Annotated in this window: 19 protein-coding genes; 17 read left to right on the forward strand and 2 right to left on the reverse strand. The window is 57.3% G+C overall.

Annotation, left to right across the window (positions count from 1 at the left end; translation table 11 throughout):
• Positions 1–35 precede the first annotated feature (35 nt).
• The 17 genes from ACR0C3_RS05190 (at position 36) to ACR0C3_RS05270 (ending at position 21,492) form a co-directional block, all read left to right on the forward strand.
• On the forward strand, positions 36–1,187 hold the full coding sequence (locus ACR0C3_RS05190) for a substrate-binding domain-containing protein (RefSeq protein ID WP_480757515.1): 1,152 nt from the start codon (positions 36–38) through the stop codon (positions 1,185–1,187).
• Positions 1,188–1,261: 74 nt separating this feature from the next.
• Complete coding sequence (locus tag ACR0C3_RS05195; RefSeq protein WP_480757517.1) at positions 1,262–2,224, forward strand: YncE family protein; 963 nt, start codon at positions 1,262–1,264, stop codon at positions 2,222–2,224.
• Positions 2,221–3,225 (forward strand): 4-hydroxythreonine-4-phosphate dehydrogenase PdxA, encoded by a 1,005-nt coding sequence (locus tag ACR0C3_RS05200; RefSeq protein WP_480757518.1) that lies wholly within the window; start codon positions 2,221–2,223, stop codon positions 3,223–3,225. Before ACR0C3_RS05195 ends, ACR0C3_RS05200 begins: the two co-directional genes overlap by 4 nt.
• Before the next feature lie 10 nt (positions 3,226–3,235).
• The gene (locus ACR0C3_RS05205) at positions 3,236–4,411 is read left to right on the forward strand and encodes an L-rhamnonate dehydratase (protein WP_480757519.1); all 1,176 of its coding nucleotides are present in this window, start codon (positions 3,236–3,238) and stop codon (positions 4,409–4,411) included.
• Positions 4,412–5,323 carry a dihydrodipicolinate synthase family protein gene (locus tag ACR0C3_RS05210; protein WP_480757668.1) on the forward strand — a complete coding sequence of 304 codons (912 nt, stop codon included), beginning with the start codon at positions 4,412–4,414 and terminating at the stop codon, positions 5,321–5,323.
• A 1-nt stretch (position 5,324) separates the two neighbouring features.
• Entirely contained in the window at positions 5,325–6,827 is a 1,503-nt protein-coding gene (locus ACR0C3_RS05215; protein ID WP_480757520.1) for an aldehyde dehydrogenase (NADP(+)), read from the forward strand.
• Between the two features lie 92 nt (positions 6,828–6,919).
• Positions 6,920–7,849 (forward strand): SMP-30/gluconolactonase/LRE family protein, encoded by a 930-nt coding sequence (locus ACR0C3_RS05220; protein ID WP_480757521.1) that lies wholly within the window; start codon positions 6,920–6,922, stop codon positions 7,847–7,849.
• An 812-nt stretch (positions 7,850–8,661) separates the two neighbouring features.
• On the forward strand, positions 8,662–8,913 hold the full coding sequence (locus ACR0C3_RS05225; RefSeq protein ID WP_480565616.1) for a hypothetical protein: 252 nt from the start codon (positions 8,662–8,664) through the stop codon (positions 8,911–8,913).
• Positions 8,914–9,676: 763 nt separating this feature from the next.
• Positions 9,677–11,860, forward strand: a complete 2,184-nt coding sequence (locus ACR0C3_RS05230; RefSeq protein ID WP_480757523.1) for an esterase-like activity of phytase family protein — start codon at positions 9,677–9,679, stop codon at positions 11,858–11,860.
• 750 nt (positions 11,861–12,610) lie between these two features.
• Positions 12,611–13,648: a GlxA family transcriptional regulator gene (locus tag ACR0C3_RS05235; RefSeq protein ID WP_480757525.1), complete on the forward strand. Its 1,038-nt coding sequence runs from the start codon at positions 12,611–12,613 to the stop codon at positions 13,646–13,648.
• 96 nt (positions 13,649–13,744) lie between these two features.
• Positions 13,745–14,884, forward strand: a complete 1,140-nt coding sequence (locus ACR0C3_RS05240; protein ID WP_480757526.1) for an aromatic ring-hydroxylating oxygenase subunit alpha — start codon at positions 13,745–13,747, stop codon at positions 14,882–14,884.
• Between the two features lie 96 nt (positions 14,885–14,980).
• The gene (betC, locus tag ACR0C3_RS05245) at positions 14,981–16,513 is read left to right on the forward strand and encodes a choline-sulfatase (protein ID WP_480757527.1); all 1,533 of its coding nucleotides are present in this window, start codon (positions 14,981–14,983) and stop codon (positions 16,511–16,513) included.
• A 1-nt stretch (position 16,514) separates the two neighbouring features.
• Complete coding sequence (locus tag ACR0C3_RS05250) at positions 16,515–17,309, forward strand: SDR family NAD(P)-dependent oxidoreductase (RefSeq protein ID WP_480757528.1); 795 nt, start codon at positions 16,515–16,517, stop codon at positions 17,307–17,309.
• A 154-nt stretch (positions 17,310–17,463) separates the two neighbouring features.
• The gene (gene kce / locus ACR0C3_RS05255) at positions 17,464–18,393 is read left to right on the forward strand and encodes a 3,5-dioxohexanoate:acetyl-CoA acetone transferase (protein WP_480524894.1); all 930 of its coding nucleotides are present in this window, start codon (positions 17,464–17,466) and stop codon (positions 18,391–18,393) included.
• A gap of 12 nt (positions 18,394–18,405) precedes the next feature.
• Positions 18,406–19,827 carry an aminobutyraldehyde dehydrogenase gene (locus ACR0C3_RS05260; protein WP_480757529.1) on the forward strand — a complete coding sequence of 474 codons (1,422 nt, stop codon included), beginning with the start codon at positions 18,406–18,408 and terminating at the stop codon, positions 19,825–19,827.
• Complete coding sequence (locus ACR0C3_RS05265; protein WP_480757531.1) at positions 19,820–20,566, forward strand: SDR family NAD(P)-dependent oxidoreductase; 747 nt, start codon at positions 19,820–19,822, stop codon at positions 20,564–20,566. Before ACR0C3_RS05260 ends, ACR0C3_RS05265 begins: the two co-directional genes overlap by 8 nt.
• On the forward strand, positions 20,566–21,492 hold the full coding sequence (locus tag ACR0C3_RS05270; protein ID WP_480757532.1) for a 3-hydroxyacyl-CoA dehydrogenase NAD-binding domain-containing protein: 927 nt from the start codon (positions 20,566–20,568) through the stop codon (positions 21,490–21,492). Before ACR0C3_RS05265 ends, ACR0C3_RS05270 begins: the two co-directional genes overlap by 1 nt.
• A gap of 912 nt (positions 21,493–22,404) precedes the next feature.
• Here the strand turns inward: ACR0C3_RS05270 and ACR0C3_RS05275 are convergent.
• Both ACR0C3_RS05275 and ACR0C3_RS05280 read right to left on the reverse strand, forming a co-directional pair.
• Positions 22,405–24,777, reverse strand: a complete 2,373-nt coding sequence (locus ACR0C3_RS05275; protein WP_480757534.1) for a 1-deoxy-D-xylulose-5-phosphate synthase N-terminal domain-containing protein — start codon at positions 24,775–24,777, stop codon at positions 22,405–22,407.
• Between the two features lie 14 nt (positions 24,778–24,791).
• Complete coding sequence (locus tag ACR0C3_RS05280; RefSeq protein WP_480757536.1) at positions 24,792–25,991, reverse strand: methionine gamma-lyase; 1,200 nt, start codon at positions 25,989–25,991, stop codon at positions 24,792–24,794.
• Between the last annotated feature and the right edge of the window lie 58 nt (positions 25,992–26,049).

A 26,049-nucleotide genomic window follows, 5' to 3' on the forward strand; every position in this document is an offset into this window, starting at 1 on the left:
AGACCCCACAATGTTCGCGAAAGGGAGGACTTACCGTGAAACAATTGAACAAAGCACTACTGACGACAAGCGCATTCTGCCTGTGTGCCACTGCGGCCTTTGCTGATGGGCACGGAAAGCTACCGCTGAAGGAACTGCCGGGTATCGAAGATCGGGACTACTGGGTCCCGGGCGAGGTTAATGCCGACGGCAAGTTGGAAGCCTTGCAGGCAATGACAGGGGCTGAGGCGGTTAAGTATGAGGGCACTCAGGATGCACCTTTGCAGATCGCACTGATCTATCCTTCTGCGGACACCTCCGACTTCTGGGCGCGCAACTATCTGGCGATGACCAAACGTCTAGACGAGTTGGGGATTGAGTATGAAACAACCGAGTTTGCCAGCCGTCAGATCGAACACAGCCTGCAATCGACCTATGCCAATCAGGTGGTTCAGGATGCGGACCTTTATGACTTCGTGATCTTCGGCCCGTCGGAACTGGCCATCCAAGCTGACAATATCGACAAGATGGCCGGAAGTGACGGGTTTGCGACCTTCGTCTGGGCCTTCCACACGCCGCCAAAGGAGTTGAAAAATCAGCCCGACGCGTGGTTCGACTTCAGCTCAGCGGCCGGTGCCCTGACCATGTGCGACTATATGCTGGAACGGCTGGGCAGCGATGTCACGATGGCTATGAACCGCGGAATTCCTGGCATTACCGACGACCAGCGGTCAGGTGATTTCAAGGCCTGCGTCGAAGAGAAAGGCAACTGGACCACCGTTTACGAACATTACGGTGAGTACCAGCGCGAAGGCGGCTTTGAGGGCACCAGCCTGATCCTGCAAGCCTATCCAGAAGCCACCATCATCCATAACGCCAACACCGCGATGGCCATGGGGTCGGTCGAAGCTCAGCTTGCGGTCGGCAAAGAGAAAGACGTGTTCTCGACCGGTTGGGGCGGCACCGGCCTTGAGCTGGACGCCATTCGCCGGGGCGAGCTGGACGCGACCCCGATGCGCATGGGTGACGATGTGGGGGCGGCGACAGCCGAAGCGATCAAGGCGCATATGGAGGGCCGGCAGGACGAACTGCCCTTTGTGTTCTTGGGTCGTATCACCGTCGCGCATGACCAGATGAGCGCTGAGGAGATTGATGCGCTGGAACAGGAAGCGTTCCGGTTCTCGGGCGTGGGCGCATTGGAGCGCTAAAAAACCTGCTTGTGGCTGGCCCTAACGGGACTGGCCACAGGCACATGAAGTAACCAAAGACGGAGAGAGCCCGAATGGCGCAATCCATGATGTTGATTGAAAAATGCAGCCATTGCGTAAGCTGGTATGACATTGAAACCGGTGCCCGGCAGGGGCGGTTGGGTCTGCCGCATTTCCCTCATGAGTTCGTGGTCGATGACGAGTTTCACTATGCCTATGTCGGTCATTACGGCGTGCAGAATTCCGGTATCGAAGGCACCGATGGTCGGTCCGTGATCGTGATCGACATCCGCAAACAGGAAATCGTGCACAGCTACGATCTGGGTGAGCATGCCCGTCCACACGGGATTGGGCTAGACGGGCAGGGGCGTCTCTACGTGCTGTCCGAATGGACAGGCCATCTGCTGGTCAAGGAAAACCCCCGTGCCTTCGATCAAGGCTGGGATCACATCACGCCAACCGGCGGCACCAAGTGTCATCTGTTTGCGCTGACCAGAGACGGGCGAACAGCGTACTCAATGAACCTGACCTCAGGCAACGTGACCGTGTTCAATCCCTATGATGCGTCGGTTTCGCCGATCCCAATCAAAACCGGAAAGAAACCTGAAGGGCGCTGTCTGCGTGAACAGGCACAGACGCTCTATACCTCTCAGCGTATCTCCAACACCGTCGCCGTGGTCAACACCGGTACGCTTGAGATCGAGCGCACCTTTCCAACGCCAGATGATCCCTGCCGCATCTACTACGACGAGAAACGCAACCGGTTGGTGACGATGAACCATTTCGGGGGGTCGTTCTCGGTATTCGATGAAGCCACGGGCGAGATGCTGCACGAACAGAAAACGCCCGCGAACCCGCTGGCACTGTGCATCGATGATGAGGCTGCCTTTGCCTATATCGCTATCGATTGCGAACAGGTGCAGCGGTTCAACCTTGATACGTTCGAGGTGGTGCAGACCTTTGACACGGGCAAGGAACCGGACGTGATGGTCATCTTGCCCGACGGATTTTCAAAACACTGGGAGAACGCGGCATGACCAAGCCTCGTATCGCTATTGTGCCCGGCGACCCTTCGGGGATCGGACCGGAACTGATCGCCAAACTGCTCAATCAGGAGGGCGTGCAGGAGGCCGCGGACATTGTGCTTGTTGGAGACAGTCACCTGTGGAAGCGCGGCGCGGAACAGGCTGATCTGAACGTGCCGATCAACACGGTGGATGCAGTGGCAAATCAACCGGGCCTGTCACATCTTGAACTCGACACCATCGCGCCCGAGGACGTGAAGATCGCGGAGGTCACCGTCGAGGGCGGTACGACGTCGCTCCGCTGTCTCGACAAAGCAATGGATCTGGCGATGGCGGGAAAGGTGGATGGTATCCTGTTCGGCCCGTTCAACAAGGCCGCTATGACCGCCGCCGGGCTGAATGCCGAGGACGAGCACCGCTACATGGCGCGCTACATGGGGCATACCGGCTATCACTCTGAACTCAACGTTCTGGATGAGCTGATGACGACCCGCGTGACCTCACATATCGGGTTGAAGGATGTGGCGGCCAATATCACCGAAACCGGGATCCTGAAGGCTGTCAGTTTGGCCAATGACACGCTGCGCAAAGCGGGCAACGCGCGCCCGAACATCGCCGTAGCAGCCCTGAACCCCCACGCTGGGGACAATGGCAAGTTTGGTCGAGAAGAGATCGACATTCTGGAGCCCGCCGTGCGCAAGGCTCAGCAGAAACAGATGAATGTGACCGGCCCGTGGCCCTCGGACACCGTGTTCCTAAAGGCGCAGCGGGGCGAGGTCGATGCGGTAGTGACCATGTATCACGACCAGGGCCAGATCGCGATCAAGCTGATGGGGTTTGAGCGCGGCGTGACCGTGGCCGGCGGCTTGCCCATCCCGGTCGCAACCCCCGCGCATGGCACAGCCTTTGATATCGCCGGACAGAACAAGGCCAACCCGGGCGCAACACGGCAGACGTTCGATCTGCTGGTGCGCATGGCGAAAACACATCGCGACGAACGCAGCGCGGACTGAGGAGACAAAGATGACCAAAATCAAATCCGTGCGCACGCGCGTCTGGAACTGGACCGGGCCTACCGTGCCGCCGACGGGCAATTTCTGCACCAATGCCTCGGACGTTCTGTACGAAAAAGGCGATGCGATGTCGTCTTTCCGGTTCCACCAATGGCTAACCTGCGAGATCGAGACCGAAGACGGCACCATCGGTATCGGCAACGCGGCCTTGGCTCCTTCGGTGGTCAAGGCGGCCATTGACGAATGGTTTGCTCCGCTGGTGATCGGCGAAGACCCGTTCGACTATGCTTACCTCTGGGAAAAGATGTACCGCCGCAGCCATGCGTGGGGGCGCAAAGGGATCGGGATGATCGCGATCTCGGCCGTCGATCTGGCGATCTGGGACCTGATGGGCAAGCTGGCGGGCAAACCGGTTTTCAAGCTGCTGGGCGGTCGGACCAAGGAAAAAATCCCGGTCTACTATTCCAAGCTCTATTCCGGGCCTATCGACGTGATGCAGGCCGAGGCCGCCGAGGCACAAAAACACGGCTATTCCGCCTATAAGATGCGGTTTGGCTGGGGGCCAAAAGACGGCATGGCTGGGATGCGCGAGAACCTCAAGCGGGTCGAGGCCGTACGCGAGGTCATCGGCTATGACGTCGATCTCATGCTCGAATGCTACATGGGCTGGAATCTCGACTACACTAAGCGGATGCTGCCTAAACTGGTCAAATACGAACCCCGCTGGCTGGAGGAACCGGTCATCGCTGATGATGTCGAAGGCTACCGCGAGCTGAATGCGATGAATATCGTGCCAATCTCGGGCGGTGAGCATGAATTCTCGGTCATCGGCTGCAAGGACCTGATCGAGAAAAAGGCCGTATCGGTCCTTCAATATGACACGAACCGGGTGGGTGGCATCACCGCAGCGCAAAAGATCAATGCGATTGCCGAGGCGTTTCAGGTGCCCGTGATCCCCCATGCGGGCCAGATGCACAATTACCATCTGACCATGGCCAACGCCAATTGCATGATCAGCGAGTACTTCCCCGTCTTTGATATCGAGGTCGGAAATGAGCTTTTCTATTACATCTTCGAAGGTGACCCCGAAGCCGTTGATGGGTTCCTTGATCTGGATGACGATACGCCGGGTCTTGGGATCGAAATCACGGACAAACACCTCAAACACTTCCAGATTACGGAGTAAATCATGACCTACACCGGTATCTGGCCAGTTGCGCCAACACCGTTCAACGAGGACGGAACGCTTGATCTTGACGGGATGAAGCGCGTTCTTGATTGTCTGATCGATCAGGGCGCGGATGGGATCTGTGTTCTGGCGAATTTCTCGGAACAGTTCCTGATCTCTGATGCCGAGCGCGAGACTTTGACTCGGCTCAGCCTTGAGCACGTCTCGGGACGTGTTCCAATGATTGTGACGATCAGCCATTTCGCCACGCAGATCGCGGTGGAACGGGCGCAATTTGCCAAGGACTTGGGCGCAGACATCGTGATGATGATGCCGCCCTATCACGGTGCGCTTCTGAAAGGGAACGCACAGCAGACCTATCAACAGTTTGCAGCCGTGGGCGAGGTCGGCATTCCGATCATGGTGCAGGATGCGCCTTTGTCGGGTGTCGACCTGCCGGTGCCTCTGCTGGTGCGTATGGCGCAAGAGATCGAGATGGTGAAGCTGTTCAAGATCGAATGCCCTCGGGCGGCCAACAAGCTGCGGGCGCTGATTGCCGAAGGCGGCGACGCGATTGAAGCGCCGTTTGATGGTGAAGAGGGGATTACCCTGCTGGCCGATCTGGATGCGGGGGCCACGGGTTCGATGACCTCGGGTATGATCGTGGACCAGATCAAGCCGGTCATCACCCATCACCATGCAGGTCGCATTGATGAGGCAACCGCCGCTTACGGGCGCGTGGCGATGGTTATCAACCACGAAAACCGCCAATGCGGCTGGCAGTCCTGCAAGGCGGCGATGGTTGAAGGCGGCGTGATCCGATCCGAGTTCTGCCGCCACCCGATTGACCCGCTTCAACCGGCGATCCGCGACCGGTTGATCGACCTTTTGAAACCTTTGGACCCGATGGTTCTGAAGTGGGGAAAATAAGATGATCCTTGGACAAAACCTGATCGACGGCAAATGGGTCGGCTCTGACAACTTGCGCGCCTCAGATGATCTGGACGGGCAGAACTTTGCGCAGGCGACAGCTGCGCAGGTCGACGAGGCTTGTCGAGCCGCTCGCCGTGACTTTCGCGCGTTTGCGGGCAAATCGCGGGTCGAGCGAGCAGCGTTCCTGCGCACGATTGCCGAGCAGATGGACGTTCTGGGGGAGGAGATTACCCAGACCGGCATGGCAGAGACTGGACTGCCCGAGGCGCGCCTGGTGGGCGAACGCGGCCGCACCACCGGGCAGTTGCGCATGTTTGCCGATCTGATCGAAGAGACCGGGTATCTCGATATCCGCAAAGACGGCGCACTTCCTGATCGGACGCCACTCCCCCGCCCTGATCTGCGCCTGACGCACAAAGCCATCGGCCCGGTGGCCGTCTTTGGTGCGTCGAACTTCCCGCTCGCCTTTTCAACGGCGGGCGGGGATACCGCCTCGGCTTTGGCCGCTGGATGCCCGGTGATCGTCAAGGGCCACAGCGCCCATGCGGGTACCGCCGAATTGGTGGCACAGGCCATCGCCAAGGCGATTGAGCTCTGCGACATGCCAGCGGGCACGTTCCAGATCGTGCAAGGGTCAGGGCGCGAGGTTGGCTCGGCTCTGGTGCAACATCCAGATATTCGGGCCGTTGGCTTTACCGGATCACTGGCCGGAGGCCGGGCGCTTTATGATCTGTGTCATGCGCGTCCACACCCGATCCCATTTTACGGCGAGCTTGGCTCGGTCAACCCAATGTTCTGTCTGCCCACCGCTATGGACGCGCGTGCGGCAGAGATTGGCGCGGGCTGGGCAGCTTCGCTGACCATGGGGGCAGGACAATTCTGCACCAACCCCGGCGTCGCGGTCATGTTAAATGGGCCAGGTGCCGACGCATTAGAAACCGCGTGTGTGGCAGCACTGAACCAAGCGGCGGAACAGAAGATGCTGACCGACGGTATCCTCGATGCATACGAACAGGGCGTCCGCGCCTTCCGTGATCTGATGACCGAGGTCACGTCCTGCGGTTCTGCCGTTGGCAAACGCGCAGCCCTGCCTGCGCTTTTCAAAGTCAGCGCTATAGAGTGGATGGCAAACCCCAAATTGCAGCACGAAGTGTTTGGCGCAGCGGGTATCATCGTTCTGTGCGACGACACGGATCAGATGGTGGCTCTTGCCGAAAGACTGGAAGGCCAACTGACCCTGACGCTGCACATGGATGATGCAGATCATGACTTCGCCGGCACTCTGATGCCTATTCTCGAAGAGAAAGCCGGACGTTTGTTGGCCAATGGCTTCCCTACTGGTGTCGAGGTGTGTTCGGCGATGATGCATGGCGGGCCATACCCGGCCAGCACCGATGTGCGCGCGACTTCTGTCGGCACTCTCGGTATTGCGCGATGGCTGCGCCCGGTCAGTTATCAGAACATGCCCGGTGCTTTGCTGCCGAATGAACTGCAGGGCTGAGGATACACGTCAGGCTATCTGTGGCCTGACCCCAAAACGCCACGAACGCACAGGTTCGGCGGCGGCTAAAGGACAAATAAAGGAGCAAATGGATGTACGGCGTTCTGGATGGCACCGGATTTGAGGTCATCGAAAAAGAGTTCGAAGCCTGTTTCATCGGCCACGCGCGAGTCGAGCGGTTGTGGACCGGCGCCCGTTGGTCCGAAGGGCCAGCCTGGTTTGCCGCCGGGCGCTATTTGGTCTGGTCTGACATCCCCAACAACCGCTTGATGCGCTGGGATGACACCGATGGCTCGGTCTCAGTGTTTCGGCAGCACTCGAACAATGCCAATGGTAACACGGTGGATCGCGAGGGTCGGTTGGTGTCATGCGAACATCTGACCCGGCGTGTCACAAGGACTGAACATGACGGCTCTGTTACGATTCTGGCAGACGCATGGCAGGGAAAGCGCCTGAACTCTCCTAATGACGTCGTTGTCAAATCGGACGGGTCGATCTGGTTCACCGATCCCTCCTATGGGATCATGATGGACTATGAAGGGGAGCGCGCCGAAAGCGAAATCGGGGCCTGCCATGTGTTTCGTGTGGATCCGACATCACGCGAGGTGACAGCCGTCGCCACCGACTTCGTGAAACCCAACGGCTTGGCCTTTTCACCGGACGAGAACACTCTCTACATCTCTGATACAGGCATCACCCATGACCCAGACGGTCCGGCGCATATTCGCAGGTTCGGCGTCGCGAGCGACGGAAAAACTCTGACGGGGGGCGAGGTGTTTGCGAAGTGTTCCGCGGGGCTGTTCGATGGTTTCAGGCCAGACCGTGAAGGCCGCATCTGGAGTTCCGCCGCGGACGGTATTCATTGCCTGAACCCGCAAGGAGATCTAATCGGCAAGGTGCACATACCCGAGATGGTAGGAAATGTTTGTTTTGGCGGGGCCAAATTAAACCGGCTCTTTGCGGCGGGAACAAGCAGCCTTTACGCGATCTATCTTAATGTGAACGGTGTCTCACCGGTTTGATTTTACTTGCGAAAGTGGGGTTGGAAGCAGAGGAGACATCTACAGACGCCGACGCAAATACCAATCGAACGTTTTTTGAACTAGTCACAGCCATGCTTATCAAAGAACTGCTACTTCTTTCAATAAGCCGCTTTAAACGCGTCCTTTGTGCCTGCCGTGCAAATCGTAGTAACAGGGTCTGCAAGGCATTTTTAGATGAACCTAGCGAGTGTCCGCAATGCGAGTAAGGCTGCAGCATTCAAACACGCAGTCGAATGGCATCATTGAACCGGAACTGGCCAACCTGCTAGGCGCCCGCGCTCCCACCCATACCTTTTCCAGATGACAGATCCGGAGACGCTACAAGCCTCAAACCCGCGTCGTGCTCTCGAACTAGGCTGACATTCTTCACAACCGTTTCATTTGTAGCTTTGGGGCTCGCTCTTTGCATTCTCTGTATGTGTCCCGACTGAAAGCAAAAGCGCATGCCGGCCATTAATCGTGCTTTGGGATTTTGCTCATGCAGCAGGTCGCGAACCAAGTAAGCCGGACTTCGCCTGGTCGGACGTGACCAGATCCACAGCACAGGCCTGATCCGACAGACCGAAGGCTTTCAATCGCGGGCTGAGCCAGAATAGCGACACCGCAGAGTTTACGACAAACCTTAAGGGGGCGCGCAGCGTACGCTCTACTAGACCGCGCTGGAGCAGTTGTATCACAACATGTCAATCTTGCGGGCAGGCATGAGTTTTCGAAACTATGCTGAACAGGCCTGAGATATTCCGGAGAAATACTATGCCAACCGCGACTACCTGTCGTCGCATCGCTGCGGGATGACCGGCGAATTCCCCTTTCTTTACCACCGTGGCGACCTACCCGATGCGAGCTATGACGGTGTGATCGAGGCGAGCATGACCATTTGTGTCGAAAGCTATATCGGCGACGAAAGGGGACATGAGGGTGTCAAGCTGGAACAACAGGTGTTGTTGACAGAGACCGGCGTAGAACTTCTGTCGGAGTTTCCCTTCGAAGAGAGCCTGATGGACCTTAGTTTTCAGCCCGCATTTCCTCTGCCGAGGATGTAAGAGCGTGCAGGCAATGGTAGGCGAAGGAGTTGACGTAAGCCGCACCACAAATCCAGCGCAGGCGTTTTTCAAGGTTATCGACTGGGCGGCTCCCTGCGTAAAGGTGATCTGTGCCCTGGACTTGTTCCTGACCGACGCAGCGCTCGAAAGAACAACCCGCGGCCTTTTTGATCAGAGGCGGGCCGATCTGGTCAACAACGTATCTGGGTCCGTCGAAACAAGAAGTTCGCTTACATCGCGACTAAACGTAAAATACCTGCTGCCAACTAGCCGATCAATTTACCCAACGCTCATGCACTTCAGTTGATTCCTCAAGAAGGACATCGAATTTCGGAAACTCTAACGACAGCTTTGGCTCGTATGGCTCCAGTTCCATGTTTGTTTCCTGAATCATGCAGAAATCTGTGCAGATTACAGCATACGTGACTTTGTGCTCTGAATAGATCATCCCCACGCGACTTATCCAAGGGACAATCCGTATGGGAAATAAGGACACAGCGACAGGAGGTTCGCGCCTGAACGAGTTTGCCACAGTTGGCTCGTGTCGAAGCACGGGACGCGACCAACACGAGTATCTGGTCTCGTTTTAATAAGCTGAAAACTCGCGATACAACCTTTGACCTGACGGGGTTCGAATTGGTCACTGAATACAATGCGAACTTTACTTTTTTGCGTTTGTCACCAAACTGAATCCAAACCGTCACAAAACCGCAACGACCCGGGTTCATCCCCTTCTCATTCAAGTGAGAGAGGATACCACCCGATGTCGTTGCGCTTTGTCTGCCTGACATCTGCCCTTGCCCTGACCACTGGCCAGGCTTCGGCAGAAATGAATTTCAACCGAATTGCATCGTTCCCCGTCGTCAAGAATATGGCCGAGGGAACTGATACAGAACGTGAGACCTCACCCGAGATCATCGCTGCTACTGCAGACGGGATGACGTTGGTCTATACCGATAGCCCGTTAGGCGTAATCGGCATGGTCGACATCACCGACCCAGCGAACCCGGCACCTCTGGGCGCGATGGAAGTGGGCGGCGAGCCGACGTCAGTTGGGATCGTTGGTGGGACGGCTTTTGTGGGCGTGAACACTTCGGAAAGCTACACCGCCCCGTCGGGCAAACTGATCTCGGTCGACATCGAAGGCAAGGCGGAAACCGGCGCCTGTAATCTGGGTGGTCAACCCGACAGCGTCGCGATTGCGCCGGATGGAAACTTTGTCGCGGTTGCGATCGAAAACGAACGTGACGAAGACCTGAACGACGGTGCTATCCCTCAACTGCCTGCTGGATCGCTGGCGCTGGTGCCGTTGAAGGATGGCGCGCTGGATTGCGCGGGCATGGCAATGGCCTCACTGACCGGCCTGGCAGACGTCGCGCCCACTGACCCCGAGCCTGAGTTTGTGGACATCAACGCTCTGGGCGAAACCGTCATCACCCTGCAGGAAAACAACCACATCGCGGTTGTTGACAAGGACGGGAACGTAATCAGCCATTTCTCGGCTGGCGCGGTTGATCTGGAAGGCATTGACGCCACGGATGAGCGCGGCGCGCTGATCTTCACCGAAAGCCAAGAGGGTCGCCTGCGCGAGCCTGATGCGGTGAAGTGGATCGACGACAACCATTTTGCCACCGCCAACGAAGGTGACTACGAAGGCGGCTCGCGCGGCTGGACGATCTTCCACAAGGACGGCAACGTTGTTTACGAGAACGGTACCGATTTTGAGAAGGCGATCATCCAGATCGGGCACTATCCCGACAAACGCTCAGACGCAAAAGGTGTAGAACCAGAAAGCGTAACTGCAGCGACCTTTGGTGGTACGCCGATGATCTTTGTGGGTGCCGAACGCGCCTCGATCGTGGGTGTTTACGACGCCACCGATCCGGCCAACCCGGTTCTGAAACAACTGCTGCCCTCGGGCGTGGGGCCGGAAGGCTACGTTGCTATCCCTGAGCGCAATCTGCTGGTCTCGGCCAATGAAAAAGACCTGATCGAAGATGGCGGCCCGCGTGCGCATTTGTCGATCTTCGAATATCAGGATGCACCCGCCGCTTATCCGCATCTGACCTCCGCCGGCGCGGATGAGTTGATCGGATGGGGCGCGCTGTCCGGTCTGGTCGCGGATGAGGACGGCATGATCTATGCGGTCAATGACAGCTTCTACGGCTTCCAGCCCTCGATTTTCAAGATCGATCCCAGCCAGCAACCTGCCCGCATCATGGACGTCATTCGTATCCACCGTCAGGACGGCAACCCGGCGCAAAAGCTGGATCTGGAAGGCATCACGCTGGACGGCAAAGGTGGCTTCTATGTCGCCTCTGAAGGCCGCACCGATCGCGTTATCCCCCACGCGATCTACCATGTCTCGGCCGAAGGCAAGATCAAGGACCGCAAGGGTGAGATCGGCCTGCCGCCGGAACTGATGGCCGTCGAAAAACGCTTCGGGTTCGAAGGCATAACCAAGGTTGGAGACACCCTGTGGATGGCAGTTCAGCGCGAATGGAAGGACGACCCCAAAAACCACGTGAAACTTGTCGCCTATAGCCTTGAAACCAAGGAATGGGGCGCAGTGCACTATCCCAAAGCTGACCCGGAAACTGGTTGGGTAGGTCTGTCGGAGATCACCGCATTCGGTGACCATGTTTATGTCATCGAACGCGACAACCAGCACGACCACCGTGCAGTCACCAAGAAAATATACCGCATCCCGCTGTCTGAAATGACCCCGGCCCCGCTGGGTGGTGAGCTGCCCGTGGTCAGTAAGGAAGAGGTCCGTGACTTGCTGCCCGACCTGACTTCGACTGGCGGTTACGTACTGGACAAGATCGAAGGTCTGGCCATCCTGCCTTCGGGCGAGGCATTCGTTATGACCGACAATGACGGCGTCGATGATGCCTCGGGCGAGACGATGTTCTGGTCGATCGGCTCGGTTTCGGCTGGGAACTAGACTAAACATCAGAAATCAAAAGGCCCCGCGCAGAGATTGCGCGGGGCTTTTGCATTCAAAGCCAGTTTTGATCCCTTTGGCCGTATCGTTTCTCATGAACTTTTACATGCAGCCTGATTGGAAAGTTGTTTTCCTCTGTCGCTTTCTTCGGGGATCTACTTCGAGTTGCCACCACGCCTCGACAAAGTTGAAGAACTCCGACCTGTCATCATCGCGGCCAAAAGGGGTGATCTTGTGGTAGCGCATCCTGCCATCCCATTCGGTGCCGAACCACTTCGCATTGTGGTGGTTAATCTCACGGGCCATCAATTGTACTTGGCTCTCATACGCTAGAAAAACCGGCGACCTAGCATGTCATCTCAGGTCTGCCGAGTCGTTCGCACATGTGTGTACTTTCGCGAAGTTTGTGGAATTTTTGATGGATGACAACGTTAGCAACATCGCTGCCCGGTGCGTTAATGCTCAAAGACTAACAATGATGTCGTGAAAATTCGATAGAAGGATCGATTCACTACTCTCTGCGCTGAGTCTGAACAGACCCTTTAAGCCCCAACCAGCCTATGCCGATTTGAGAAAAGCGGCCTTTCAGATCGCTGGCACCTAGGCAGAAATACTTCTTGTCCGACTGAGCCGAATGCGAATTCGACCAACAGGCATTCTTTAAACCGCGACTAACAGACGAAACGTGTTGGTCCTGATCGAAATGATAGTATTGACCAATCCCGACGCCCATTTAACCTAGATGGCCTTATGGCGTCTCAACCAAACAACATTCTGACACTTCTTGTCCTTGTAACGCCAAACTTCAACATGGCGGCGACAGTGGGTTTCATCGACCCGTTTCGCGCCGCAAACTATCTCGAAGGCAAGGCACGTTTTCATTGGCAGATCGCATCCCTGCACGGTGGTCCTTGCACTGCAAGCAACGGCATGACCATCGACACGATTGCACTGGCCGAGGTTCAGGAAGGGCGCAAGGATTTCGTGATCGTCTCTTCCAGTTGGGCGCCGGAAGCCTACAACTCAACCCCGCTTCATACGTCGCTATGGCGTTGGGCCGGTCAAGGGAGCACGCTGGGCGGGCTGGACACCGGGGCTTTCATCCTCGCCGAAGCTGGTTTGCTCAAGGGGCGTCGGGCCACGGTGCACTATGAGCATATCGACGCGATTAAAGAGCTCTATCCCAATGTCGAGGTCAGTGAGGAGTTGTTCGTATTCGACAAGGCCCGCATCACCTGTTGCGGCGGCGCGGCAGCCTTGGATTTTGCCTTGCATATCATCAAGGGCACCAAGGGCGACGCTTTGGCCAATGCGGCAGCACAATACGTTTTTCACCAGACCGTGCGCCCCCAAGGCGCTATGCAAAGTCCGGGACTGGCCGAGCCGATGGGTCAACTGGCCCCCACAGCGGTCAAACGGGCGATAGCGTTGATGGAGCAGAACCTAGAAACACCGCTAAGCATTCCCGAGATCTGTGATTCCATAAACCTGTCACAACGCCAGTTGAATCGGCTGTTCGCGCGGCACGTCAAGAAAACTCCAACCATGTATTATCGTGACATCCGGCTGGACCGTGCACGCGGGCTGGTGACACAGACAGATATGTCTTTGCTTGAGGTTTCGGTGGCCTCGGGTTTTGCCAGCCAGGTTCATTTCAGCCGCGCATACCGCGAACGGTTTGGGCTGTCACCGCGCAATGATCGGGTGGAAGGCCGCGTTCCTTTTGAATTTCGAGCCTGGCCCATGCACCGCAAGACGGATGAGCAGATGGCGAATAAAGTTAAGTAAACGGCGAACTGTGCACAATGATCGCATGTGAGAGACGCGATCCTGTACCTCTGACCGAGTCACTCGGCAGGGATTTGTTCACAGGAGACGCCCTCAATGACTGAACAGCCAACGTCCCAGCAATTCGCGGATATTTCCAAGGGCTATCACGAAAACCCATCCAGTTCGTTTTCGCTGCGGGCCGAGGCCTATACGGATCCAGCCTGGCATGCTGTGGACTTGCGCGAGATCATCGCCAAGACGTGGCAATGGGTCTGCCATGTCGAAAAGCTGCGCAAACCAGGCAGCTTTGTCACGATCGAGATCGCTGGTCAGCCGGTAGCTGTGGTACGTGATCGGGAGGGCGTTCTGCGTGCGTTCTACAATGTCTGCAAACACCGCGCCCATCAGCTTTTGTCGGGCGAAGGTAATACGACCCGCATCATGTGCCCTTATCACGCCTGGGTTTACAAGTTGGATGGACAGCTGGTGCGTGCCCCGCATACCGAGAATCTGAATGGATTCGAGCCCAAAGAGATTTGTCTGGATGAGGTGCAGGTAGAGGAATTTTGTGGGTTTGTTTATGTAAACCTGGATCGAGAGGCCTCACCCCTGTCGGAGCTGTCCGGCGATCTGGAAACCGAAATCCGCCACTGGGCGCCGGATATCGAAGAGCTGACATTTGCTCATCGACTGACCTATGACATCAAGTCCAACTGGAAGAACGTGGTCGACAATTTCCTGGAGTGTTACCACTGTCCGACCGCTCACAAGGATTTTTGCGAACTTGTCGATATGGACACCTACAAGGTGACCACGCACGGCATCTATTCCAGTCACATGGCAGATGCGGGCAACACGACCAACAGCGCTTATGACGTGTCGAATGCCACGGTGAAAACCCATGCCGTTTGGTGGCTATGGCCCAATACCTGCATTATGCGGTATCCAGGTGGGTCGTCGATGATCATCCTCAACATCATCCCTGCAGGCCCCGACCGGACGCTGGAAACCTATGACTTCTTCCTTGAGACCAAGGAGCCCAACGAGGCCGAGGTCGAAACGATCCGCTATCTGGACGAAGTGTTACAGGTTGAAGACATCAACATCGTTGAAAGCGTGCAGAAAGGGATGAACACTCCAGCCTTCGACGCGGGCCGCATCGTGAACGACCCTGATGGCTCGGGCATGTCGGAACATGCGGTGCACCATTTCCACGGTCTTGTTTTGGACGCATACAAAAGGGCCGCCAGGTGAGTCAGTTTTCCAAAAGAATGCAGTTCCAACATCCTCCCCGCCCGTGACTGAACGCGCGCAGTCACCGCATATTGGCAGGCAAGGAGGAACAGCATCATGCCAGCAACACCAAATATCGTCGTCGTGATGGCCGACCAATTGGCGCCGCAGTTTTGCGGGGCCTATGGCCACCCGGTCGCCAAGACACCGCATATCGATGCGCTGGCCGCGCGCGGGATGCGGTTTGATGCGGCCTATTGCAACTCACCACTTTGCGCACCTTCCCGGTTCGCCTTCATGTCCGGCCAGTTGATCAGCCGTATCGCCGCCTACGACAATGCCTCCGAATTCCGCGCCAGCGTGCCAACTTTCGCGCATTACCTGAAAACGTTGGGCTATCACACCTGCCTGTCGGGCAAGATGCACTTTGTCGGCCCCGACCAGAAACACGGGTTTCAGGACCGCGTGACCACCGACATCTACCCGTCCGATTTCGCCTGGACGCCCGATTGGGAGGCCCATGATGAGCGCATCGACAAGTGGTACCACAATATGCAGACGGTCAAGGAAAGCGGTGTGGCCGTCGCCACCTTCCAGACCGACTATGACGACGAGGTCGGCTTTGCCGCGCGCCGCTGGCTGATAGATCGCGGGCGCGATCGGGCGCACGGATCGGAAGCACCTTTCTGTATGGTCGCCAGTTTCATTCACCCACATGATCCCTATGTCGCGCAGCCTGAGTGGTGGGACCTCTATGACGATGATGATATCGATCTGCCCGAGTTCACATTGTCACCCGAAGACCAAGACCCGTTCTCGCGTCGTGTCATGGATGGGATCGAAGCCAGCTATGTTCCTCTGACAGACGAAGAAGTCCGGCGCGCGCGCCATGCCTATCTGGCCAATGTCAGCTTCTTCGACAGTCAGGTTGGCAAGATCGTCAAGACGCTCGAAGACATTGGCGAGCTGGACAACACCATCGTCATTGTCACTGCAGATCACGGCGACATGCTGGGCCAGCGCGGCCTCTGGTACAAGATGAACTTCTTCGAACACTCGGCTCGGGTGCCCTTGATCATGGCCGGGCCGGGGGTGGCCAAAGGCCGCGCGCCCAACGCCTGTTCGCTACTGGATTTGTTACCCACCTTTGTTGATATCGGAGGCGGCCCCCCGGACATGTTTGGCGAAACGGTCGACGGCCGATCACTGATGCCGCTGGCGCGCGGTGAGGCCGACCCGTTGGACGAGGCGATCGGTGAATACTGCGCCGAAATGACCCCCTGGCCGGTCTTTATGATCCGGCGCGGGCCACTGAAATACATCCATTGCGACATCGATCCACCGCAGCTTTTTGACTTGTCGGTTGACCCGTTCGAGAAGGTGAATGTCGCTGCTGATCCAGCCTATGCCAAAGCCGCCGCAGGCTTTGCCGCCGAAGTCAGAGCCCGCTGGAACAGCGACCAGCTGCGCACAGATGTGATCGCTACGCAGAAATCCCGCCGCGCGCTTCATGCGGCGATGGAAGCCGATGCCGGGGAGCATTGGGATTACAACCCACCCTCTGATGCCAGCCAGCAATATGTGCGCAACCATATGGATTGGACCGAGGCCGCAGGCCGCTATCGGTTCCCGCCGCAAAAGGACGACTGATATGAAACTACAGGGAAAAATCGCCCTCGTAACTGGTGGTCGTGGAGGGATTGGTCGGGCAATCGTAGCGCGCTTTCTGCGTGAAGGGGCGATCGTCTATGCCGCCGATCTGACACCGCAGGGATCATTGGCCGAACATGACGATAATGGTAGCCGTTTTGTTGCGATGAACGTGGCAGACGAGGCTGCGGTAAAAGCTGCGATGGCGCAGATCGAGGCCGACGAAGGCAAGCTCGATATTCTGGTGAACGCAGCCGGGATCGAGATCGAGAAGACCATCGAAGACACCACGCTTGAGGAATGGAACCAAAGCTTCGCTGTAAACTGCACCGGCACCTTCCTGACCTCGAAATACGCCTTGCCCCTTATGCGCGCGGCGGCGAAAACCGGCGCTTCGGCCAGCATCATCAATTTTGGCAGCTATGATGGGTTCATCGCCGATCCCGGCCTTGCGGCTTATTGTGCCACCAAGGGCGCGGTGCATGCGCTGACCCGCGCCATGGCTTGTGACCACGGCCCTGAGGGCATCCGCGTAAACGCGATCTGCCCGGGCTTTATCGACACACCAATGCTGCAAAGTTTCTTCACCGGCGACGGGTCCGGCGGCGGAGGCAAGTCGATTGACGAGCTGCAACAGGCTGTTCGCGACGTACACCCGATGCGCACCTATGGCACGCCCGAGGATATTGCGAACCTTGTCAACTGGCTCGCCTCGGACGAGGCCCGCTATGCGAGCGGTCAACTTTGGGTATTGGACGGCGGACTGTCTGCGCAAGTCCAGCAGATGAGACTGTGATGTCAGAAGCGCTGCGCTCTCAAGAGCCGGAGGTCGCTGCTGGGATGCCTCTGTTCGCGTTTAGAGAGATGGCTTGGCGAAAGCCGATCTGGGGCATGCCAGAGAACCCACGCCACCTCTTAGTTGTCCCTAAGACCTTCGAGGAGCCAATCACATGACCAAGCCCGTCATCGTCACCTGCGCCCCTACAGGCGGCATTCACACCCCCACCATGTCGGAGCACCTGCCCATCACTCCGACCGAAATCGCAACCGCCAGCATCGAGGCCGCCGAGGCCGGCGCCTCGATCATCCACCTGCATGCGCGCGACCCGGAAACCGGCAAGCCCGACCCGAACCCCGACCTGTTCATGGAATTCCTTCCGCGCATCAAGCAAGCGACAGATGCGGTTATAAATGTCTCTACGGGCGGTGGGTTGGGCATGTCGCGCGAAGAACGCCTTCGCGCCGCGACGGTCGCCAGCCCGGAAATGGCAAGCATGAATATCGGGTCGATGAACTTCGGCATTTTCCCGATGAAGGACAAGTATTCGAACTGGAAGCACGATTGGGAGCCCGAATTCCTGGACATGACCCGCGATTTCATCTTCCGCAACACCTTCGCGGATATCGAATACTGCCTAAAGGAACTGGGTCAGGGCCACGGTACCCGGTTCGAGTTCGAATGTTATGACCTTGGCCACCTTTATAACCTGGCGTGGATCATTGATCAGGGTTGGATCGAGGGGCCGATTTTCGTGCAGATGGTTTTTGGCATCTTGGGCGGGGTGGGGGCCGATCTGGACAACCTGATGCACATGCACACGATTGCCAACAAGCTGTTTGGCGATGACTATGAATGGTCGGTGCTGGCCGCCGGTCGCCACCAGATGCCGTTCACCACACAAAGCGCATTGCTTGGGGGGAACGTGAGGGTGGGTATGGAAGACAGCCTATACATCGGACCCGGAGAGAAAGCTGTGTCCAGCGCTCAGCAAGTTCGCAAAATTCGGGAGATCGTCGAAAATTTGGGGCTTCAGGTTGCCACCCCCGCCGAGGCGCGCGCGCGTCTGGGTCTGAAAGGCGGCGATCAGGTGGCATTCTAAGGAGGGGAGCACATGCAGACAAAGATGTTGATCAATGGTGAGCTTGTAGAAGGAGGCGGGGCAGCGATCCCGGTCCTGAACCCGGCAACCGGAGAAGAGATTTGCACCATCAATGCCGCCACCTCGGAACAAGCAGACGCTGCAGCCGCCGCTGCGCATGAGGCGTTTGACACGTTCGGGCAGACCAGCCCGGCGGAACGGTCGCAGTTGTTGACAGATATCGCGGATGTCCTCCAAGCCAACATCAAGGAGTTGGCCGAGTTGGAAAGTCTGGACGCAGGCAAGCCTTGGCCCTCGGCGCTGAACGATGAAACCCCGCTGACGCTGGACACCTTCCGCTTTTTCGCTGGTGCCGCGCGCACGATGTCCGGGGTGACGGCGGGCGAATACGTAGCCGGCCACACTAGCATGATCCGCAAAGATCCGGTCGGACCGGTGGCGGCGATTGCGCCCTGGAACTACCCTTTGATGATGGCCGCCTGGAAGCTGGCTGCGCCTTTGGCGGCGGGCTGTCCCGTGACGCTGAAACCCTCTCAAATTACGCCACTTTCCACATTGAAGGCCGCCGAGTTGATTGCAGACATCGCCCCCAAAGGCGTCGTGAACGTTCTACACGGTTCGGGCCGCGAGATCGGGAGCCAGATGATCAACGACCCGCGCATCGAGGCGATTTCGATCACCGGGTCCAATGCGACCGGGGCCGAGGCGATGAAAGCGGCCTCTCGTCAGATCCGGCACGTGCATCTGGAGCTGGGCGGCAAGGCCCCCGTGATTGTCTTTGACGACGCCGATATCGACGCGGTTACAGAAACCGTGCGCTATGGCTCGTTCTTCAACGCCGGTCAGGACTGCGCGCAACCCTGTCGCTTGCTGGTGCAGGATGCCGTCTATGACAAAGTGGTCGCCGCTGTGCTCGATCAGGTTGGGCAGATCAAGGTTGGTGCGCAAAAGGCTGAGGGTACGGAAATGGGTCCGATCATCTCGGTCGGACAACGCAACACCGTGGCCGGATTTGTCGACCGGGCGCGCGACACTTGCGAGGTTGTCGCCGGTGCTAGGATGATCGACGGCCCCGGCTTCTTCTATGAACCCACGGTTCTCGCCAATGTGCCCCATGATGCGGAAGTATTCTGCAACGAGATCTTCGGCCCCGTCGTTACGATCTCGCGGTACAGCGACGAGGACGAAGCGCTGCGGGTTGCCAATTCCGGGCCGTTCGGGCTGGCTTCGTCGGTCTGGACCAACAATACCGGGCGGGCGATGCGGATGTCGGCGAAACTGCGTTACGGATTTACCTGGGTGAATACCCACGGCGTCGCGACCCCGGAGATGCCCTGGGCGGCGATGAAATCTTCGGGAACCGGTTGTGATATGAGCGTCTTTGCACTCGATGCCTACACCGCCGTCAGACATGTGATGATCGCTCATGGATAATTGCGCGATTGTTACCGGCGGAAGCCGGGGGATTGGCCGGGCTATTGTGGACCGGCTGTTGGCAGACGGTTTTGATGTTGTCACATGCGGACGCGGCGTCCGGCCTGAGGACATGCCGGAAGCGGTCGTTTGGGTCACGGCAGATGTGTCGAAATCCGGCGATGCGGCGATGCTCATCAAAGCCGCAAACAACGCATTCGGTCGCGTCACCTTGTTAGTCAACAACGCAGGCGTTCAGGTCGAAAAAACCGTAGCCGAAAGCGATGATGACGATTGGAATCTGGTGATGAACGTGAACTGCAAAGGCGTGTTCAACATGTGCCGCGTGGCCTTGTTGGATATGGCCGAACATGGCGGCAACATCATCAATATTGGGTCAATCTCTGGCATGGTCGCGGACCCAAGCATGGCGCTTTACAATGCGTCCAAGGCCTTTGTTCACGGGCTGACCCGCTCGATTGCCGTTGATCATGGGCCAAAAGTCCGCTGCAACGCGATCCGTCCGGGCTGGATCATGACGGAGATGGCCGAGGACGGGTTTGCCTTGGCAAAAGACCCGGAGAAAGCCATGGCCGACGCATTGGCCCGCCACCCGGTGGGCCGGTTCGGGGAACCCGCCGACATTGCCAACATGGTAAGTTGGCTGGCCTCGGATCAGTCGGCTTACGTGTCTGGCGAATGTTTCACGGTCGATGGCGGCATGACTGCTGCCTCGCCCCTCAATCCGGGATTGTTCTGATGGAATTTGCACATACGGCCTGCCTTGGTGGTGGTGTCATCGGGGCCAGCTGGGCGGCGCTTTTCTTGGCTTCTGGGCGTTCGGTTGCGGTGTTCGATCCGGCGTCGGAGGTAGAAAAGCAGGTGCGCGACTATGTCGAGATGGCCTGGCCAACCCTGACCGAGCTGGGACTCACTGAGAACGGCGCCCCTGACGCAATCAGCTTTCACGACAGTGCCGCTAAGGCAGTCGCCGGAGCCGCGTTCATCCAGGAAAACGTGCCTGAACGCCTGCCCATCAAACACGCTACCTTTGCCGAGATCGAGCCAGTTCTGGACCCGCAGGCCATTGTCGCCAGTTCGGCCTCGGGCCTGATGCTGAGTCAGATGCAGGGAGGCTGGAAAGACCCCGCACGCTTCGTTCTAGGGCATCCGTTCAACCCGCCCCACCTGATCCCGTTGGTAGAGATTCTGGGCAATGACCTGACCGACCCGGCGGCAGTGGACGGGGCCGAGCGGTTTTACGAAGCTGTGGGCAAGGTAACCATCCGGGTGAACAAGGAAAAGAACGGCCACGTCGCGAACCGCCTGCAAGCCGCAATCTGGCGCGAAGCGATTTCATTGGTGGTCGAAGGCGTGGCGAGCGTCGAAGACGTGGACAAGGCAGTCTGGGCAGGACCCGGCCTGCGTTGGGCCGCGATGGGGCCAACCATGCTGTTCAACCTGGGCGCAGGCGCAGGCGGGCTTCAGGCGTTTTTCGATCATTTCACCGACACGTTTAACAGCTGGTGGGATGATATGGGGCAGGTGCGTCTGGATGACGATGTTTCGCGTACCTTGATCGAAGGCGTACGCGACGAGGCACGCGGGCAAAGCCCAGCCGAGCTGTCAGCAAAACGCGACGCGTTGATCCTGGCGATGCAGAAAGCCACTTCAGGTTTGCGTTAGTTGATGAACCACGTTTTGGCTATTGGCACCGGGCATGCCGGGTTTTCGGACTGCGCTAACTTGCGCAAGCGTGGGCATTAAGAGCCGATCACGCTGGTCGGAGAGGAGCCGCGCTGCCCTATCAACGCCCTCCACTGTCACGGTGGTTCTTCTGGGGCGGCCTGAAGCTTATCGCGGTGAGAATGACATCACTCTGCGCACAGGCTGCCGTGACGTGGAAATAGACCGGGTAAACAGTTAGGTGCGCACCGAAACAGACGGCTCCGTCTTCGATGATCATCTGGTGCTGCCAACTGGTTCACGCCCGCCGCGCTTGCCAGATGCCTCAGGGGGAGCCTGAAAAGCGAGTTGACCAAGCGCGATCTGGTAGATGCTGAGGCAGCAAATCGATGGATTAGATGCCTCGATGCCGATTAAGTAGTAGTCTACAGATAAAGAGTCGGACGGATGGGGACTTGAAGAACCTACCATCATAGCATGAGGGAAATCGCCTTAAGGCTTTGCTTTTGACAATCGTGCAGATTTTAATTGTGAGGGGCGCTGCACTGAGAAGTACTTTTCATAATTGAGACGGATTTTTTTGGTGCTATCCCAGCGCTGCGCGAAACAATAGGCAACTGAAAGTAAATTGAAGTTATCGCGGCAATATGCTGTCGCTAATATGATAACTGGTCGGAGTGAGAGGATTCGAACCTCCGACCCCTGCCTCCCGAAGATCGGTGCAGAGGGCCAAGTTATTGATTTTTAGTCAAAGGAGCCCTGTTTTCCAAGCGTCATCGCCAACCAAACCAGCCAAGTTCAGGTTCGGCAGGTTCATTGAACCTCAGAGCACTGTCTACAAGGTCCGCTAGTTATCGTGGTCTATGTTCAGTGCTAGTTTGTTCTCTACATTATTGCCCAGATCCAGCCCACTTATGCGCGGTGAAGAGCTCTGCCATGAGTCAGGCCATTCACTTTCTCTAGGATGGCGTCTGCGTCAATGCAGTGGTGGCGATAGAGATCACTGATTGTTCCGGTCTGACCAAAATGCTCGACACCCATTGGGATAGTCTGATGTCCAAGCACTGCCCCGAGCCAGGATAGAGTTGCAGGATGACCATCGATAACGGTGACAAGCTTGCAGTGTGGCGGAAGGTCGGACATCAGGGTTTCGATGTGGGAGCGTGCCTCTTGGTTACCGCGAGAACGCACTCGTTGAGCGGCGGTCCATCCGGCATTTAGGCGATCTGCGGATGTCACGGCCAATACACCTATGTCGCGACGGCCTTCACCAATCATACCGGCAGCCTTGATTGCCTCCGGCGCGACTGCTCCTTGATAGGCGACTACAACTTCGCAATTGGGCCCGGGTTTTCGTAACCAATAGGCCCCATCAATGGCACCTTGGCGGAACTCGTCGTCGACACGTTTACCGGGCTGTTCAATCGGGTTGGTGGTCAGGCGCAGGTAGAGAGACCCTCCAGTTTCATCGCGCAGCCATGTGCGCTCGTCGGGCTGTCCTTCGCCATCACGCTGCAGGTAGTCGAAGGCCCATTCCATAATCACCGCCAGCTCGTCGGCAAAGGCGGGTTCAAAAGCGGCCAACCCGTCTTGGCTCATCCCGATGAGCGGTGTTCCAACGGATTGGTGTGCTCCACCTTCTGGCGCGAGCGTGACACCCGATGGTGTGCCAACCAGCATGAAGCGCGCGTCCTGATAGCAAGCGTAATTCAGCGCATCGAGGCCGCGGCTGACAAATGGATCATAGACGGTGCCAATTGGGATCAGCCTCTTACCGAATAGGGAATGCGACAGACCCGCCGCTCCCAGAAGCAACATGAGGTTCATTTCGGCGATACCAAGCTCGATATGCTGCCCCTCCGGCGTGAATTCCCATTTCGCCGTCGAAGGGATCCGGTGTTCTATGAAGGCGTCGGCTTGCTCGGATCGGGCGAACAGTTTGCGCCGGTTCACCCAAGGACCAAGGCTTGTCGTGCCTGTCACATCCGGAGAGGTTGTCACTATACGTGCAGCCAATGGGCTGTTGCCTTTTGATAGATCGTCTAGGATCTTGCCAAACGCCATCTGGGTCGAGATTTCGCGACTGGTGTCGATTTCGATTGGCGGCACGTCCAATTTGTCATCAAAATAGCGGCGCGGACCTTTGGCAAAGAACGGGGTGCTGGCCAGGAAATCTTTGAATGCGTCTGGATCTTGCACCGTCGCGAGCGGCTCCCATTCTTCACCCTTCGGCACACCCATATGCGACTGCCATGCGACGAACTGGCTGTTGTTCATCAGCCCGCCGTGATTGTCTTTGTGGCCTGCAATGGGAGTGCCCCATCCTTTGACTGTGTAGGCCAGGAAACATGTTGGGCGATCATGATCGATGTCGGCAAATGTTTGGGCCATGGTCTCGACGCAATTGCCGCCGAGGTTCTCCATAAGGGCAGCGAGCTCTGCATCCGTGCGCCGTTCGATCAGAGCGGTCACATCCCCCTGATCCCCCAGATCGTCCATGAGACGCTGTCGCCAATTCGCACCACCCATGAAAGTCAACGCCGAGTAGTCCTGGTTGGGGCAAGTGTCGATCCAGTCACGCAGGCGGTCGCCGCCGGGTTCTTCAAAGGCCGCGCGTTGAAGAATCCCATATTTGACACGAACGACATCCCAACTGAACGCGTCGAAGGTTTTCTCGATCCGTTCAAACAGTCCTTCCCGGACGATACCGTCCAGCGACTGTCGGTTGTAATCGATGATCCACCACGTGTTTCGGAGGTCGTTCTTCCATCCTTCCTGTAACGCCTCGTAGACATTGCCTTCATCCAGTTCGGCATCGCCTACCAGGGCAACCATACGTCCCATTGGCGCGTCTGACCCCCAGCTTTTGGCCTTGATGTAGTCTTGAATGATCGACGCAAACGAGGTGGTCGCGACACCTAAACCCACAGACCCAGTCGAGAAATCAACATCATCAATGTCCTTTGTCCGGCTGGGATAACTTTGCACACCCCCAAATCCGCGGAAATTCTCCATCTTCTCGCGGGTCTGATTACCCATGAGATACTGCATTGCATGAAACACCGGCGACGCATGGGGTTTGACTGCAACCCGGTCCTCAGGCCGCAAGGCCGAGAAATAAAGCGCGGTCATGATCGACACCATCGAAGCGGACGAAGCCTGATGGCCACCGATCTTGATCCCATCCACCTTTGGTCGGACATGGTTGGCATTGTGGATCATCCAATGAGACAACCAAAGCAGGCGCTGTTCAACGATCTTCAGTTGGGTGGGATCAATGTGCATGGTGGTCTCCGGGTTCAGGCGGCGCTGCGGGCAGGGTAGGGCAAAGCTTGCTCCAGGTCTGCAAGGATATCTTCAACATCCTCCAGCCCGACGGACAGGCGGATTAGGCCGTCACTGATCCCATGCTCGGCCCGTTCTTCGGGCGTATATGTCGAATGGGTCATCGATGCTGGGTGCTGGATCAGTGTTTCCGCATCGCCCAACGACACCGCGCGCTGGATCATGTTCAGGCGGTTCATGAATTCAATTCCACCGGAAAGGCCAGACTTGATCTCGAACGCTATCATAGCGCCGGGTTGGGACATCTGTCGCTGCGCTACATCGTGCTGCGCGAAGCTCTCAAGACCGGGGAAATAAACCTCACCAACGGCAGGGTGCGCTTCGAGGAATTTCGCGACGACCTTGGCAGAAACACAATGACGATCCAGACGCAGGTTTAGTGTTTTCAGACCACGCAGGATTAGCATCGCGTTGAAAGGCGCCATTACCGCGCCGGTCATATCTTTCATCCCAACAAGGCGGATCTCCGCAATCTGTTCGGCGGTTCCTACCACCAGACCGGCTACCACATCGCCATGCCCGCCGAGGTATTTGGTGGCGGAGTGCAGAACGATATCTGCGCCGTGCTCGATCGGGCGGGTCAGATACGGGCTGGCATAAGTGTTATCGACGACGACCGTTGCTCCGACCGAATGCGCAATTGCGGCGCTTGCGGCGATGTCCACCAAGCGCATGTTCGGATTGGCCGGAGTTTCGAAATAGACAACGCGGGTTTTGTCAGAAACGGCCGCTTTCAGGTTCTCAGGGTCTGTCATATCGACATGTGTGATGGTGACCCCCCATTTAGCCAAACCATGACGCATGAAGGCGAAGGTGCAGCCATAAAGCGTTTTGTCCACGATGACTTCGTCACCTGGCGACAGCAGGGTCCAAAGCACTGCCGTGATCGCCCCCATGCCGCTTGAAAGAGCTAGACCGGCCTCGGCCCCTTCAAGCACGGCAATGCGTTGCTCAAGAAGGTCGCATGTAGGGTTTGAAATACGGCTGTAGATATGACCTTCACGCTCGCCGGCGAACATCTCTCCACCAGCCTCTGCGGTTTCAAAGGTAAACGTGGACGTCAAATGCAGCGGTGGTGTCAGCGCACCGTCATTTTCCAGAGGGTTATAAGCGTGGTGAATGGCACGGGTGGCAAATCCGGTTGGACGAGTCATTAGAAGCTCCTGAATTATGCTGAAGCTAGTTTGCGCCTTTACTTTGGGCTAATGGTTG

The organism is Ruegeria sp. CK3, from assembly GCF_056536565.1.